Annotated in this window: 3 protein-coding genes; all 3 read right to left on the bottom strand. The window is 71.2% G+C overall.

Annotated features, from left to right (window positions below):
- Positions 1 to 1,809 (bottom strand): type I polyketide synthase (locus O5O46_RS34425; protein ID WP_269859623.1); only part of this gene is annotated, 1,809 nt, incomplete at its 3' end.
- A gap of 24 nt (positions 1,810 to 1,833) precedes the next feature.
- A complete protein-coding gene (locus O5O46_RS34420; protein ID WP_269859622.1) occupies positions 1,834 to 11,730 on the bottom strand; it encodes a type I polyketide synthase in 9,897 nt (3,298 codons plus the stop codon).
- Position 11,731: 1 nt separating this feature from the next.
- Positions 11,732 to 17,432 (bottom strand): type I polyketide synthase (locus tag O5O46_RS34415; protein WP_269859621.1); only part of this gene is annotated, 5,701 nt, incomplete at its 5' end.

The following is a 17,432-nucleotide window of genomic DNA, read 5'->3' as shown; positions in this document are numbered from 1 at the left end:
CTTCAGCGGAAGTTCGAACCGCTCACACACGGCGTCCAACGCCTCGGCGAAGACGGGATACGCCTCGTAAAGCTCCCGTCCCATCCCCAATCGCTGGCTGCCCTGGCCGGTGAACAGGAAGGCGAGCTTGCCGCCCACCGGTGAACCCTCAACGACCCCGGCCGCGCCGCGCCCTTCGGCCAGTGCCTCAAGGCCGGCCAGCAGGCGGTCGCGGTCCGGCGCGACAACGGCCGCGCGGCGTTCGAACGTCGACCGGCCGAGCGCGAGCGAGTGGCCGATGTCGGCCAGCCCGGCCGTGCTGTTGGCCAGCACGTGGTCCCGGAGTCGCCGCGCCTGCTCACGCAGCGCGTCCGTGCCCCTGGCCGACAGGACCACCGGCACAACGGGCAGGGCAGCGGCGTCCCCATCCGGGGTATCCGCCTCGGGGGCCTGCTCGATGATCGTGTGGGCGTTGGTGCCGCTCACCCCGAACGCCGAGATGCCCGCGCGGCGCGGCTGGCCGGTCTGCGGCCAGTCCTGTGCCTCGGTGAGCAGCGAGACGGCGCCCGCTGACCAGTCGACGTCCGGCGTCGGCTCAGCGACGTGCAGCGTCTGCGGCAGCACACCGTGCCGGATCGCCATCACCATCTTGATGATTCCGGCGACGCCCGCGGCGTTCTGGGTGTGACCGAGGTTCGACTTCAACGAGCCCAGCCACAGCGGCCGCTCCGCCGACTTCTCCTGGCCGTAGGTGGCGATCAGCGCCTGCGCCTCGATGGGGTCGCCCAGCCGGGTGCCGGTGCCGTGGGCCTCGACGGCGTCGATCTGGTCGGCGGTGAGCCGGGCGTTCTCCAGCGCCTGCCGGATGACTCGTTGCTGCGAGGGACCGTTGGGTGCGGTGAGGCCGTTGCTCGCGCCGTCCTGGTTGACGGCCGAGCCGCGTACCACCGCCAGCACCGGGTGCCCGTTGCGCCGGGCGTCGGACAGCCGCTCCACCAGCAGCACGCCGACGCCCTCGGACCAGCCGGTGCCGTCCGCGTCGGCCGCGAAGGACTTGCAGCGGCCGTCCGGGGACAGTCCGCGCTGGCGGCTGAACTCCACGAAGACATCGGGTGTGGCCAGTACCGTCACGCCCGCCGCCAGGGCGAGCGAGCACTCGCCCTGGCGCAGCGCCTGCACGGCGAGGTGGAGCGCGACCGACGAGGAGGAGCAGGCGGTGTCGATGGTGGCCGCCGGGCCTTCGAGGCCGAAGACGTAGGCGAGCCGCCCGGACACCACGCTGGAGGCGGTACCGGTGAGCAGATGGCCCTCGACGCCGTCCGGCAGCTCGTACTGACCTGCGCCGTAGGCCTGGGAGGAGGCGCCGACGAAGACACCGGCCCGGCTGCCGCGCAAGGCCACCGGGTCGATCCCGGCCCGCTCGAACACCTCCCAGGAGGTTTCCAGCAGCAGCCGCTGCTGCGGGTCCATCGCCAGCGCCTCACGCGGCGAGATGCCGAAGAACGCCGGGTCGAAGTCGGCGGCGTCGTGCAGGAAGCCGCCCTCGCGCGCGTAGAACGTGCCTTCCCGTTCCGGGTCCGGGTCGTACAGCGACTCGATGTCCCACCCACGGTCGGTCGGGAAGCCGGAGATCGCGTCCCCGCCCTCCGCGACCAGCCGCCACAGATCCTCCGGCGACCGTACTCCGCCGGGGAACCGGCAGCTCATGCCGATGATCGCGATGGGTTCCCGCGATGCCTCGGTGAGCTGTTGGTTCTGTCGGCGCAGCCGCTCGGTTTCCTTGAGTGAGGCCCGTAGCGCTTCAACGATCTTTTCGTTGGGGGTGGTCATGATGTTCTCCGCACTTCGGGCACTTCAGGGCTGATTGCTGTCGAGCGCCATATCGATCAGATGCTGCACGTCCATCCCGTCGATGTCGTCGGGGGACGCCCCCTCATCTGCGTCGCCCTGGGCAGGGGTTTGCTGGGGGTTGGCGAGTTCCAGCAGCGTTTCCAGCAGTCCGGCCTCCCTGATCCGGCCCAGCGGGATGGCCATGAGCTGCCGTCGGAGTTCGGCTTCCTGCGGGTCGGTGTCCAGCGGCTGGTCCGGGGCGCTGTCCGGGAGCAGCTCGCCCAGCAGGTGCCGGGCCAGGACGGTGGGGTTGGGGTAGTCGAAGACCAGGCTGGTCGGCAGCCGCAGTCCGGTGGCGGTGTTGAGCCGGTTGCGCAGTTCGACCGCGGTGAGCGAGTCGAATCCCAACTCCTTGAAGGCACGGCCCGGTTCGACGGCGTCAAGGGAGTCGTGCCCCAGCGCGGCGGCCACATGCGTACGGACCAGGTCGAGCACGGTCGGCAGCCGGTCGGCGGCGGCCAGTTCGGCGAGCTGCTCGCGCAGCGCCGAGGGCCGTTGCCGCGCGGCCTCGTCGTCGGCGTCGGCGCCGCGCAGCGCGTGCCGCACCTCGGGCAGGTCGGCGATCAGCGGGCGCGGACGGGCCGCGGTGAACGCGGGGGCGAACCGGGCCCAGTCGACATCGGCGACGGTGACCGTGGTGTCCCCGCCGACGACCGCCTCGGACAGTGCCGCCAGGTTCAGCTCCGGCGCCATCGGCGGCAGCCCACGGCGCCGCAGCTGCTCCTCGGCGTCTCCCTCGGCCGCCATGCCGCCGTCCGCCCAGGGTCCCCAGGCGACCGCCGTGGCGGTGAGGCCACGGGCCCGGCGCTGCTCGGCGAGCGCGTCGAGGAACGCGTTCGCCGCCGCGTAGGCGCCCTGGCCCCCGCTGCCCCAGACTCCGGCGATGGACGAGAACAGCACGAACGCGTCCAGCGAGTCGTCCGCGAACAGGGCGTCCAGGTGGATCGCACCCGCCGTCTTCGCGGCGACGATGTTCGCGAAGTCCGGCAGTTCACCACCGGTGCCCGGCGGCTGGGAGATGCCCGCCGCGTGCACCACGGCGCGTACGGGGGTGCCGTCGGCGGCCAACTGGTCGACCAGCGCCCGAAGGGCTTCGCGGTCGGCGACGTCGCAGGCCGCGAACGTCACCGTGGCCCCCGACTCGGCCAGTTCCGCGCCGAGTTCCGTGGCGCCGGGGGCGTCCGCGCCACGGCGGCTGACCAGGACGATCCGCTCGGCGCCGTGCCGGGCCAGCCAGCGGGCGACGTGCTGTCCCAGCGCGCCGGTGCCGCCGGTGACCAGCACCGTGCCGCTCGGCGTCCAGTCGGGGGTGGCGGCGGTACGTGGTGCGTGGGCCAGACGCCGCACGAAGCGACCCGCGGAACGGATCGCCCACTGATCCTCGTCACCGCCGTCCGCCAGGGCGCCCGCGAACCGGTCGGCGGTCCGTGCGTCCAGGGCTTCAGGCAGGTCGACCAGGCCACCCCAGCGCTCGGGCTGCTCCAGAGCGATGACCCTGCCGAGCCCGGCGACCTGTGCCTGGACGGGGCTGAGCAGCCGGTCCGCGGCGCCCACCGACACCGCGCCGCGCGTCACACACCACAGCGGTGCCTCGAACTCCACGGTCTCCAGTGCCTGAGACAACTCCGCCGTCAGCGCCAGACCAACCGGCACGGAGGGGTGCTCGGGGTGCGGCTGCTCGTCCAGCGCCAGCAGTGACAGCACGCCGGCGACCGGCTGCCCCGCCGCCGCCGTACGCAACTGCTCGGCTGCCAGTGCCTGTTGCACCGGCACGGGCACGATCCGTGCGCCGCGCTCGCCCAGCGCCTCAGTGACTGCGGTGATCCACGGGTCGTCGGCGAGGGCCGCCGGGATCAGCGTCAGCCAGTTTCCGGACAGTTGGTGAGGTGTGGCGTCGGGCGTCGCCTTCCAGACGACGCGGTACCGGTGGCTGTCCGCGGCAGCCGCGTCGACCATGGGCTCCGGCCAGAAACGGCGGTGCTGGAAGGCGTAGGTGGGTAGGTCGACGCGTTGGGCGCCGGTTCCGGCGTAGTACGCCCGCCAGTCGACCGAGATGCCGCTGACGTGGGCCTGGGCCAGCGCGGTGGTCACGGTTTCGGCTTCCGAGCGTCCGGCCCGCAGCACCGGGACGAACACCGCGCCCTCCGACGTGACGCACTCCTGGGCCATGGCCGACAACACACCATCCGGCCCCAGTTCGAGATACGCCCTCACCCCCTCCGCCTCCAGCACACGGACGCCATCGAGGAAACGCACGGCCTCACGCACATGACGCACCCAGAAATCAGGCAGGCAGATCTCCTCGCCCGTGACCAACGCACCCGTCAGGTTGGAGACGATCGGAATCCGAGGAGCCTCGTACCTCAGCCCCTCAGCCACCTTGCGGAAGTCCGCCAACATGCCGTCCATATGCGCCGAGTGGAACGCATGGCTCACCGTCAACCGCTTGGTCTTACGACCCAACGCCTCGAACCGCCCAGCGACCGCCAGCGCCTCACCCTCATCACCAGCGATCACAACCGAGGCCGGACCGTTGAGCGCCGCAACACCGACCCGATCGGTCAACCACGGACCAACCTCGTCCTCCGCAGCCTGCACGGCGATCATCGCACCACCACCAGGCAGCTCCTGCATCAACCGGCCACGAGCCGCCACCAACGCACACGCATCAGCCAGCGACAACACACCGGCGACATGCGCCGCGACCAACTCACCGATCGAGTGCCCGGCCAGGAAGTCAGGCTTCAAACCCCACGACTCCACCAACCGGAACAACGCCACCTCAACCGCGAACAACGCAGGCTGCGTATACGCCGTCTGATCCAACAACTCCGCGTGCGAACCGAACAGCACGTCATACAATGGCCGTTCCAGGTGACCGTCCAACTCGGCGACCACCGCATCCAACGCATCCGCGAACACCGGATACGTCTCGTACAACTCCCGGCCCATACCCAGCCGCTGACTGCCCTGCCCCGTGAACAGGAAGGCCAGCTTCGGGTCTGTCGTCCTGCCCTCGATCACACCGGCCGTCGACCGTCCCTCGGCCAGCGCTTCCAGCCCAGCCAGGAGCGCCGAGCGCTCCCCCGTCACCAGCACCGCGCGGTGCTCGAACGCCGCACGGCCGGTGGCCAGCGAGAACGCCACATCCCTGAGGCCGAGTTCGGGGTGCGTGTCCAGCCGCGACCGCAGCCGCTCCGCCTGGGCACGCAACCCGGCTTCGTCCTTGCCGGAGAGCGCGACGGGCAGGTACGGCAGGTCAGTCGCCTTGGCTGCGGCGGCCGGGTCCTCTGCGGGTGCCTGCTCAAGGATGGTGTGCGCGTTGGTGCCACTGATGCCGAACGAGGACACACCAGCCCGTCGGGGGCGTTCCGTCTGGGGCCACTCCCGGGCCTCGGTCAGCAGGGCGATGTCACCGGCCGACCAGTCCACGTGCGGCGTGGGCTCATCGACATGCAGGGTCCGCGGCAACACACCATGCCGCATCGCCAACACCATCTTGATGATCCCCGCCACACCGGCCGCCGCCTGCGTGTGACCGATGTTCGACTTGATCGAACCCAGATAGAGCGGGCGACCCTCAGGACGGTCCTGCCCATACGTCGCCAGCAACGCCTGCGCCTCGATCGGGTCACCCAACGTCGTACCGGTACCGTGCGCCTCAACAGCGTCAACGTCGGACGCGTTCAGCCCAGCGGCGGCCAGCGCCTGCCGGATCACCCGCTGCTGCGACGGACCATTCGGCGCCGTAAGACCGTTGCTCGCACCATCCTGGTTCACCGCACTACCACGCACGATCGCCAGCACCGGGTGGCCGTTGCGCCGGGCATCCGACAACCGCTCGACCAGCAGCATGCCGACGCCCTCACCCCACCCCGTACCGTCGGCCGCGGCAGCGAACGCCTTGCAGCGGGCGTCACCGGACAGTGCGCCCTGGTGGGTGAACTCGGTGAAGTTGCCAGGAGTCGACATCACCGTCACGCCACCGGCCAGCGCCATCGTGCACTCCCCGGTGCGCAGCGCCTGGATCGCCCAGTGCAGCGCGACCAGCGACGACGAGCAAGCGGTGTCCACGGTGACCGCCGGGCCTTCGAGACCGAAGGCGTAGGCGACGCGGCCGGACATGACGCTGGCCGCGTTGCCGGTCATCACATGGCCCGCGACGCCTTCCGTCTGGTCCAGCCCGGCGTCGTAACCGCCGTACGCGGCACCGACGAAGACACCGGCCCGACTGCCGCGCAGCGACGCCGGTGCGATGCCCGCGCGCTCGAACGCCTCCCAGGACGTCTCCAGCAGCAACCGCTGCTGCGGGTCCATCGCCAGCGCCTCACGCGGCGAGATACCGAAGAACGCGGCGTCGAACTGGTCGGCGTCGTGCAGGAAGCCGCCCGCGAAGGCCGCCGCGTCCAGCTGCCAACCCCGGTTGGCCGGGGACGGTGTGATGGCGTCCGTACCGGAGATGAGCAGCTGCCACAGTTCTTCCGGGGATCCGATGCCGCCCGGGTAGCGGCAGCTCATCGCCACGATCGCGATGGGTTCGTCGGCGAAGGCCCCCGGTGTGACGGTGGTGGCCACTTCGGGCTGGGTGCCGAGGAGTTCACCGAGCAGGTGGTCGGCGAGGGCGGTCGGGTTCGGGTAGTCGAAGACCAGCGAGGTGGGCAGCCGAAGGTCGGTGGCGGCGTTCAGCCGGTTGCGCAGTTCCACCGCGGTCAGCGAGTCGAAGCCCAACTCCTTGAAGGCACGCCCCGCTTCGACCGCCTCCGGTCCGGAGTGCCCGAGCACGGCGGCCACCTGCGTACGCACCAGGTCCAGCAACGTCCGTCGCCGCTCGGCGCCGGACAGCGCGCGCAGCCGGTCGGCGAGCGGCGAACCACCACCCGCCGCGGCGGACCGCACCGTGCGCCGCCCGGGGGTACGTATCAGGCCACGGAACATCGCCGGTACGGGACCCGTACCGGCGGCGGCGCGCACCGCGCCCAGGTCGATCCGTGCCGGAACCAGCACTGCACGCTCTGTGCGCAGGGCGGCGTCGAACAGGGCCATGCCCTCCGCCGACGACAGCGCGCCCATTCCGCCACGGGCCATGCGTCGTAGATCGGCCTCGGACAGGTCGCCGGTGATGCCGCTGGCTTCGGCCCACAGTCCCCAGGCGAGCGAGGTCGCCGGGAGTCCCCGCGCCCGGCGGTACTGGGCGAGGGCGTCCAAGTAGCCGTTGGCGGCGGCGTAGTTGGCCTGGCCCGCGCTGCCGAGCACTCCGGCGACGGCGGAGAACAGCACGAACGCCGACAGGTCCGACCCACGGGTCAGCTCGTGCAGATGCCATGCGGCATCGGCCTTCGGCCGCAGCACCCGGTCAAACCGGTCGGGAGTCAGCGACAGGATGACGCCGTCGTCCAGCACACCGGCGGTGTGGATCACGGCGGTCAGCGGATGCTCGGCGGGGACACCGTCCAGTACCCGGGCGAGCGCTTCCCGGTCGGCTGCGTCGCAGGCGACAACCGTTGCCTCGGCCCCCAAACCGGCCAGCTCCGCGACGAGTTCGGCGGCGCTCCGCGCGGCGGTGCCGCGCCGACTCAGCAGGAGCAGTCGGCGTGCGCCGTGCTCGGTGACCAGATGCCGGGCGACCAGGGCACCCAGGGTTCCGGTGCCGCCGGTGATGAGGACGGTGCCGTCCTGGTCGAGCGGACGCGCGGCAGCCGCGTCGTCAGGCGAGAACCTGGCGAGGCGGGGGGCGAACGCGGCTGCGCCGCGGACCGCCAGTTCCGCTTCGAGGAGGGCCAGTGCGCCGAGGTGGGAGTGCGACGGGATGTCCTCCCCCGCAACATCCAGCAGGACGAACCGTCCGGGATTCTCCGTCTCCGCGGACCGCACCAGCCCCCACGCAGCGGCCTGTGCCGGATCGGCCAGCCGTTCGTCACCGTCGACGGCCACGGCGCCGCGGGTCACGAACACCAGGCGCGAGCCGCTGAACCGCTCGTCCGCAAGCCAGCCCTGGGCCAACTCAAGCACCCGGTGCACAGCACCACGCACGGCTTCCGGCGTGGGCGTGCCCTCTGATCCGCAGGGCACGAAGACGAGTTCCGGCACGCTCGCGCCCTCGTCGATGGCGGTGCGCAGAGCGGTCAAGTCCCCGTACGCCACGGCCGAGTCGAGACCGAACGCGTCGGGCTCCCCCAGCACCGCCGCGGTAGACGAGTCGACGGCGTCCGGTATCGGAAGTTCCGCCCAGTCGAGCTGGAACAGCGTCCGAGTGGCGGCCGCCTGGTCCCCGACCAGCGCGTCGACGGGCAGCGGCCGCAGGGTGAGGCGATCGACGCTGGCAACCGGTGCTCCGGTGATGTCGGCCAGGCGCAGCGATACGGCGCCGTCGGCCTCGGGGGCGAGCCGTACGCGGAGTTCGGTCGCGCCGACCGCGTACAGCGAAACGCCGTGCCAGGCCGCCGGGGCGAGCGGAGCGGTGGTGGCGCGGCCGAGCAGGGCGGTGTGGGCGGCGGCCTCCAGCAGGGCGGGATGCAGCCCGAACGTCTGCGGGTCGGCGTCCTGTGGCAACCGCACTTCGGCGAACACCTCGTCGCCACGCCGCCACGCCGCCGTAAGCCCTTGGAACAGGGGGCCGCAGTCAAGCCCGGCCGACAGCAACCCCTCGTACAGCGGGGTGACTTCGAGTGCTTCGGCGTCCTTGGGCGGCCACTCGGCCAGGGTGAAGGACGGCCGGGGTGCGGTGAGGGCAAGGGTGCCGGTGGCGTGGCGGGTCCAGGGCAGGTCGCCGGAGCCGGGGTGGTCGGGGCGCGACGCCACGGTGACCGTGCGGCACCCGTCGGCGCCCGCGGCGCCCACCGCGACCTGTAGCCGTACCGCGGCGCCCTCGGCGAGGGCCAGCGGCGCGTCCAGTGTGAGTTCCGCCAGCCGGTCGCAGCCGACGTGGTCTCCGGCGCGCACCGCCAACTCCAGGAAGGCGGCGCCCGACAGCAACGGTGTGCCGGACACCGCGTACTCCCCCAGCCATGGGTGCGTCGAACGGGAGAGCCGACCGGTGAACACGACACCGTCCGAGTCGGCGAGCGGCACGGCGGCGCCCAGCAGCGGATGGCCGGCCGCCTCCAGGCCGACCGCCGTGACATCCCCGAGCCGGTTGCCGGGCGCCAGCCAGTAGCGCTGGCGCTGGAAGGCGTAGGTGGGCAACTCGACGCGGCCCGCCCCGGTCCCGGCGAAGTACGCCGCCCAGTCCGCGGACGCACCCCGCACATGGGCCTGAGCCAGTGCCGATGTCAACGCCTCGGCCTCGGTACGGTCCTTGCGCAGTACGGGGACGAACGCGGCGTCCTCCGGTCGTACGACGCACTCCTGCGCCATGGCGGACAGCACGCCGTCCGGGCCGAGTTCGAGGAACGTGGTGACGCCCTGGGCCTCCAACGCCCTTATGCCGTCGAGGAAACGGACGGCCTGGCGCACGTGGCGGACCCAGTAGTCGGGAGTGCGGATCTCCTCGGGGGTGACGATGGCGCCGGTGAGGGTGGAGACGATCGGGATGCTCGGCGCGTCGAACGTGAGCCCCGACGCCACCTCGCGGAACGCCTCCAACATCCCGTCCATGTGCGGAGAGTGGAACGCGTGGCTCACGCTCAGCCGCTTGGTCTTACGGCCCCGCGCCTCGAAGCCCGCGGCGATCTCCACAACGGCAGCCTCGTCACCCGCGATCACCACCGACGTGGGCCCGTTGATCGCGGCGACGCTCACGCCCTCGACCAGCAGCGGGACGACCTCGTCCTCCGCCGCCTGGACCGCCACCATCGCGCCGCCGCCCGGCAGCTCCTGCATCAGGCGACCACGAGCGGCCACCAGCGTGCAGGCATCATCCAGCGACAACACACCGGAGACGTGGGCCGCCGCCAGCTCACCAATCGAGTGCCCGGCCAGGAAGCCAGGCTTCAGCCCCCACGACTCCACCAACCGGAACAGCGCCACCTCAACCGCGAACAACGCGGGCTGCGTATACGCCGTCTGGTCCAGCACATCGCGATCAGCGCCGAACAACACGTCCTTGAGCGGAAGTTCGAGCCGCTCGCACACCGCGTCCAACGCCTCGGCGAAGACGGGATAGGTCTCGTAAAGCTCCCGTCCCATCCCCGGCCGCTGGCTGCCCTGCCCCGTGAACAGGAACGCCGACTTGCCCTCGGTAGCCGTGCCCAGTGCCACACCCGGGACGACGTCACCCGCCGCCAGGGCCTCCAGCCCGCTCAGCAGCTCATCCCGGTCGGCCGCGACAACCACCGCACGCCGCTCCAGTGCGGAACGGCTCACTGCCAACGAGTAGGCGACGTCGACCGGTTCAGGGGCCGGATCGGCCGTCTTGAGGTGGGCGGCCAGCCGGTCCGCCTGGGCGCGTAGTGCGTCCGGGGTCCTGGCGGAGAGCGCCAGGGGCAGCACCGGGTGCCGCTGCGACCGCGGGGCGGGCTCCGTGGCCTCCGGTTCCGGTGCCTGCTCGATGATGGTGTGGGCGTTGGTGCCGCTCACACCGAACGCCGAGACGCCCGCCCGGCGCGGGTGGCCGCTCTCCGGCCACGGCCGCGCCTCGGTGAGCAGGGACACCGTGCCCGCCGACCAGTCCACGTTGGGCGTCGGCTCATCGATGTGCAGGGTCTTCGGCAGCACACCGTGTCGGATGGCCATCACCATCTTGATGACACCGCCGACTCCGGCCGCCGCCTGGGCGTGGCCGAGGTTGGACTTCAACGAGCCCAGCCACAGCGGCCGTTCCGCTGACTTCTCTTGCCCGTACGTGGCGATCAGCGCCTGCGCCTCGATGGGGTCTCCGAGCGTCGTGCCCGTACCGTGTGCCTCGACGGCGTCGACCTCGGCGGCCGACAGCTGTGCGCTGGCCAGCGCCTGGCGGATGACGCGTTGCTGCGACGGGCCGTTGGGCGCCGTGAGGCCGTTGCTGGCGCCGTCCTGGTTGACGGCGCTGCCACGCACGACCGCCAGCACCTGGTGGCCGTTCTTCTGGGCGTCCGACAGCCGCTCCACCAGCAGCACGCCGACGCCCTCGGACCACCCCGTGCCGTCCGCTCCGGCGGCGAACGAGCGGCAGCGGCCATCGACCGAAAGGCCGCGCTGGCGGCTGAACTCCACGAAAACGTCGGGGCTCGGCATCACCGTCACACCGCCGACCAGCGCCAGCGAGCACTCGCGCTGCCGTAGTGCCTGTGCCGCCCAGTGCAGGGCGACCAGCGACGAGGAGCAGGCGGTGTCGATGGTGGCCGCGGGGCCTTCCAGTCCGAAGCTGTAGGCGATCCGGCCGGACAGCACGCTGGTTGCGCTGCCCGTCAGCAGCAGGCCCTCCAGGTCTTCCGGGGCCTCCTTGAGGTCGGCGCCGTAGCCCATGGAACTGGCGCCCACGAAGACACCGGTGTGGCTGCCGCGCAGGGCGGCCGGGTCGATGCCCGCGCGTTCGAAGGCCTCCCAGGAGGTTTCCAGCAGGATCCGCTGCTGGGGATCCATCGCCAGCGCCTCGCGCGGGCTGATGCCGAAGAATCCCGGATCGAACTCGGTCGCGCCGGCGAGGAAGCCACCGCCGGTGTTGTAGAAGGTGCCCTTCTTCTCCGGGTCGGGGTCGGCCAGGCCGTCGATGTCCCAGTCGCGGTCCGCCGGAAAGCCGGAGATCGCGTCCCCGCCCTCCGCGACCAGCCGCCACAGGTCCTCCGGCGAGCCCACACCACCGGGGTACCGGCAGCTCATCCCGACGATCGCGATCGGCTCCTGTGCCTCCGCCTCCACCTCCTGGAGGCGACGACGGGCACGGCGCAGCTCAGTGGTTACCCACTTCAGGTTGTCGAGAAGCTTCTCTTCGTTTGCAGTAGCCACGTCAGGAACGTCCGAATTCGTTGTTGATGATGTCGAAGATGTCTTCGGCCGAGGCCGATTCCAGTTCGCTGTCGTCGCCCGCGACCGCGCTCTCCGCCTCCTGCCACGTCCGGAGCAGCTTCTCCAGGCGGGCGGTGACGCTGGCGCGTTCCGCGGGGTCGTCGGTCTGGACGGAGGACAGGACGAATTCCAATTTGTCGATTTCGGCGAGCGCGGGAAGCGCCTGCGGTGCGTCGTCGCCGACGATCTCGACCCGCAGGTGCTCGGCGAGCGCGTTGGGCGTCGGGTAGTCGAAGACGAGGCTGGCGGGCAGCCGCAGTCCCGTCGCGGAGTTCAGTCGGTTGCGCAGTTCGACGGCGGTGAGCGAGTCGAAGCCCAACTCCTTGAAGGCGCGCCCCCCTTCGACCGCGGCGGTGCCGTTGTGGCCGAGCACGGCGGCGGCCTGTGTACGTACCAGGTCCAGCAGTGCCCGTTCCGCTTCGGCGCCGGAAAGCCCGGCCAGCCGGTCGGACAGCGACTCGGTCTCCTCCTGGGGGGAGTCGTCCGTGTCGGCCGCCAGAGCGTCGCGGACCTCGGACAGGTCGGCGATCAGCGGACGCGGCCGCGCGGCCGTGAACGCCGGGGCGAACCGGGACCAGTCGACGTCGGCGACGGTCAGCGTCGTCTCGTCGCGGTCAAGTGCCCGCTGGAGTGCGGTGATCGACAGCTCGGGGGCCATCACCGGCAGGCCGCGGCGGCGCAGTTGCTCCGCCGCCTCCTCGTCGGCCACCAGGCCGCCGTCCGCCCACGGCCCCCAGGCGACCGCGGTGGCCTTGAGCCCGCGGGCCCTGCGCTGCTCGGCGAGCGCGTCGAGGTAGGCGTTGGCCGCCGCGTAGGCGGCCTGTCCGCCGCTGCCCCAGACTCCGGCGATGGACGAGAACAGCACGAACGCGTCCAGCGAGTCGTCTTGGAACAGCGCGTCGAGGTGCGCCGCGCCCGCGACCTTGGCGGCCACCACTTCGGCGACCTCGGCCGGGCCGGTCTGCGCGAGCGGCGCGAACTGCCCGGCACCGGCGGTGTGCACCACGGCTGTGACGGGCGGCACCCGGTCCAGCAGTGCCGCGAGCGCCTCCCGGTCGGTGACATCACAGGCGGCGACCGTGACCTCGACGCCCAGCGCTGTCAGCTCGGCCGTGAGCGCTTCGGCGCCCGGCGCACGCGTACCGCGGCGACTGGTGAGCACCAGGTGCTCGGCGCCGTTCCCGGCCAGCCAGCGGGCCACATGTGCGCCCAACGCGCCGGTGCCCCCGGTGACCAGCACCGTGCCGCGCGGCCGCCATGCGCTGGCGGTGTCCGCGTCGGCCCGCTCGGCGTGCGCGACACGCCGGGCCAGTACGCCCGACGTGCGCACCGCGAGCTGGTCCTCGTCGCCGAGTCCGCCCAGTACGGCGGCGAACCGTGCGGCGGTGCGCTCGTCCAGGTTCTCCGGCAGGTCGACCAGGCCACCCCACCGTTCGGGGTGCTCCAGCGCCACCACCCGGCCAAGACCCCAGACCTGCGCCTGCGCGGTGTTGCGCAGCCGATCCGACGCCGCCGTGCTGACCGCGCCCGTCGTCACGCACCACAACGGGGAGTTGACGTCCGCATCGCCCAGTGCCCGCACCAGGCTCGCGGTGAGCAGCAGCCCGGTGGGCACCGTCGCGTACTGCGGGTGCGGCCGCTGGTCCAGCGCCAGCAGGGACAGCACGCCGTGGGCGGTCTGCCCGGCAAGCGCCTCCCCCAGCCGTCGGGGCAGCGTGTCGGCGGCCACGTCGGCGGCGGAAAGGGTGATCTGCCGTATGTCCGCGCCGCGTTCGGCCAGCGCCGCGAGCGTGCCGCGTACCAGCGCGTCGTCGGCGTGGTCCGCGGGTACGACCGCCAGCCACACCCCGGAGACCCGGGTCACCGTGGGCTCGGCCAGCCGCTTCCACGTCACCCGGTAACGCCAGCCGTCCACCGTCGACTGCTCGCGCCGCTGCCGGCGCCACGCCGACAGCGCGGGAAGCACCGCGCTCAGCGGCTGATCCGCGTCGACCGCCAACTCACTGGTGAGAGAGGCGAGATCGGCCTTTTCGACAGCCTCCCAGAAGCGTGCGTCAACGGTGCCGTCCGATGTGACGTGCTCCGTCGGCCTGGCGTCGTCCAGCCAGTAGCGCTGGCGCTGGAAGGCGTAGGTGGGCAGGTCGACGCGTTGGGCGCCGGTCTCGGCGTAGTACGCCCGCCAGTCGACCGAGATGCCGCTGACGTGGGCCTGGGCCAGCGCGGTGGTCACGGTCTCGGCTTCCGAGCGTCCGGCCCGCAGCACCGGGACGAACACCGCGCCCTCCGACGTGACGCACTCCTGGGCCATGGCCGACAACACACCATCCGGCCCCAGTTCGAGATACGCCCTCACCCCCTCCGCCTCCAACACACGGACGCCATCGAGGAAACGCACACCCTCACGCACATGACGCACCCAGAAATCAGGCAGGCAGATCTCCTCAGCGGTGACCAACGCACCCGTCAGGTTGGAAACGATCGGAATCCGAGGAGCCTCGTACCTCAGCCCCTCAGCCACCTTACGGAAATCCGCCAACATGCCATCCATATGCGCCGAGTGGAACGCATGGCTCACCGTCAACCGCTTGGTCTTACGACCCAACTCCTCGAACCGCCCAGCGACCGCCAGCGCCTCACCCTCATCACCAGCGATCACAACCGACGTCGGACCGTTGACCGCCGCAACACCGACCCCATCGGTCAACCACGGACCAACCTCGTCCTCCGCAGCCTGCACGGCGATCATCGCACCACCACCAGGCAGCTCCTGCATCAACCGGCCACGAGCCGCCACCAACGCACACGCATCCCCAAGCGAGAACACACCAGCGACATGCGCCGCGACCAACTCACCGATCGAGTGCCCGGCCAGGAAGTCAGGCTTCAGACCCCACGACTCCACCAACCGGAACAGGGCCACCTCAACCGCGAACAACGCAGGCTGCGTATACGCCGTCTGATCCAACAACTCCGCATGCGAACCGAACAGCACGTCATACAACGGCCGTTCCAGGTAACCATCCAACTCGGCGACCACCGCATCCAACGCATCCGCGAACACCGGATACGCCTCATACAACTCCCGACCCATGCCAAGCCGCTGACTACCCTGCCCCGTGAACAGGAACGCGGTGCGCCCGTCGGTCGCCGAGCCCTGGATCAGTGCCGGTACGGACTCGCCGCGAGCCAACGCCGCGAGGCCGCTGAGCAGTTCGGCACGGTCCCGGCCCACCACGACTGCCCGCTGCTCCAGGGCGGCACGTGCCGTTGCCAGCGAGTACCCGATGTCGGTGGCGGCCACGTCCGGATCGGCGGCCACGTGTGCCCGCAGTCGTTCGGCCTGGGCGCGCAGCGCCTCGGTGCCCTTGGCGGACAGGGTCCAGGACTGTACGGCCTGCGGCGCCGCGGGGTGCAGGGCCGCCACGTCCTCTGCGGGTGCCTGTTCCAGAACCGTGTGCGCGTTGGTGCCGCTGAAACCGAAGGAGGAGACGGCAGCCCGACGTGGCCCCTGCGTCTGGGGCCACTCCCGGGCCTCGGTCAGCAGGGCGATGTCACCGGCCGACCAGTCCACGTGCGGCGTGGGCTCATCGACGTGCAGCGTCTGCGGCAACACACCATGCCGCATCGCCAACACCATCTTGATGATCCCCGCCACACCGGCCGCCGCCTGCGTGTGACCGATGTTCGACTTGATCGAACCCAGATAGAGCGGGCGACCCTCGGGGCGGTCCTGCCCATACGTCGCCAGCAACGCCTGCGCCTCGATCGGGTCACCCAGCGTCGTACCCGTACCGTGCGCCTCAACAGCGTCAACGTCGGACGCGTTCAGCCCGGCGACGGCCAGCGCCTGCCGGATCACCCGCTGCTGCGACGGACCATTCGGCGCCGTAAGACCGTTACTCGCACCATCCTGGTTCACCGCACTACCACGCACGATCGCCAGCACCGGATGACCGTTGCGCCGGGCATCCGACAACCGCTCGACCAGCAGCATGCCGACGCCCTCACCCCACCCCGTACCATCCGCGCCCGCCGCGAACGCCTTGATTCGTCCGTCCGCCGCCAGGCCACGCTGCCGACTGAACTCGATGAACGCACCCGGCGAGGACATCACCGTCACACCACCGGCCAGCGCCAGGTCGCACTCGCCGTTGCGCAGCGCCTGGATCGCCCAGTGCAGCGCGACCAGCGACGACGAGCAAGCCGTATCCACAGTCACCGCCGGGCCTTCGAGACCGAAGGTGTATGCCAGGCGGCCGGAGACAACGCTGGCCGCATTGCCGGTGCCCAGGTATCCCTCGATGCCGTCGGGCACGGTCTGCAGGAAACTGTCGTAGTCCTGTCCGTTGGAACCGACGAAGACACCGGCCCGACTGCCGCGCAGCGACGCCGGGTCGATCCCGGCCCGCTCGAACGCCTCCCATGACGTCTCCAGCAGCAGCCGCTGCTGCGGGTCCATCGCCAGCGCCTCACGCGGCGAGATACCGAAGAACGCCGGATCGAAGTCAGCGACGTCGTAGAGGAACCCACCGCCGCGGGCGTAGAACGTGCCCTGCTTCTCCGGGTCGGCGTCGTAGAGCCGCGCAAGGTCCCAGCCACGGTCGGTCGGGAACTCCCCGATGGCGTCTGCGCCGGAGGCCAGCAACTGCCACAGTTCTTCGGGGTTGCGCACACCGCCCGGGAAACGGCAGCTCATCGCCACGATCGCGATCGGATCGTCGTCCACCGCCTGCGCGACCGGGCCGACGACGGCTGTCTGCGCACCCACCAGTTCGGACCGCAGATAGCCCGCGAGCGCGGACGCCGTCGGGTAGTCGAACACCAGCGTCGCCGACAGTTCCACACCGGTGGCGGCACCAAGGCGGTTGCGCAACTCCACCGCGGTCAGCGAGTCGAAGCCCAACTCCTTGAACGCGCGGTCCGCCTCGATGGACGCCGAACCGCTGTGCCCGAGCACCGCGGAGACGTGGGTGCGCACCAGGTCCAGCAGCACGCGGTCCTGTTCCGTGCCGGACAGCCCGGCCAGGCGTTCAGCCAGCGACGACCCGCTGGCAACGGGAGCTTCGGCGTCCGCACTTGCCAACGCACGACGCACCTCCGGCAGTTCGCCGATCAGCGGGCTCGGACGCACGGCCACGAAGCCGGGGGCCAGCCGCTCCCAGTCGAAGTCAGAGACGGTCAGCGTCGGCTCGCCCAGTTCAACGGCCTGCCGCAGTGCGCGGATCGCCAGCTCCGGTGCCATCGGCGGCACACCGCCACGCCGCATCCGCTGCTCGATCTCGCCGTCCACCGCCATGCCCGCCGCCCAGGCACCCCAGGCAATGGAGGTGGCGGGCAGACCGTCGGCACGCCGCTGCTCGGCCAGCGCGTCCAAGTACGCGTTCGCAGCCGCGTAGTTGGCCTGGCCCGTGCTGCCGAGCGTGCCACTGATGGAGGAGAACAGCACGAACGCCGACAGGTCGTGTTCACGGGTGAGTTCGTGCAGGTTGAGGGCGGAGACTGCCTTCGCGCGCAGCACGGTTTGGAACCGCTCGGGGGTGAGTGCGTCCAGTACGCCGTCGTCCAGCACGCCCGCGGTGTGCAGCACGGCGGTCAGCGGGTGCTCAGCCGGGATGCCGGCCAGCAGCTCCGCGAGCGCGTCA

Origin of the sequence: Streptomyces sp. RPT161 (assembly GCF_027533845.1) — a bacterium.
Classification (GTDB): domain Bacteria; phylum Actinomycetota; class Actinomycetes; order Streptomycetales; family Streptomycetaceae; genus Streptantibioticus_A; species Streptantibioticus_A silvisoli_A.
Note: the sequence above shows the minus strand (reverse complement) of the source record. Positions and strands in the feature narration are given on the sequence as shown.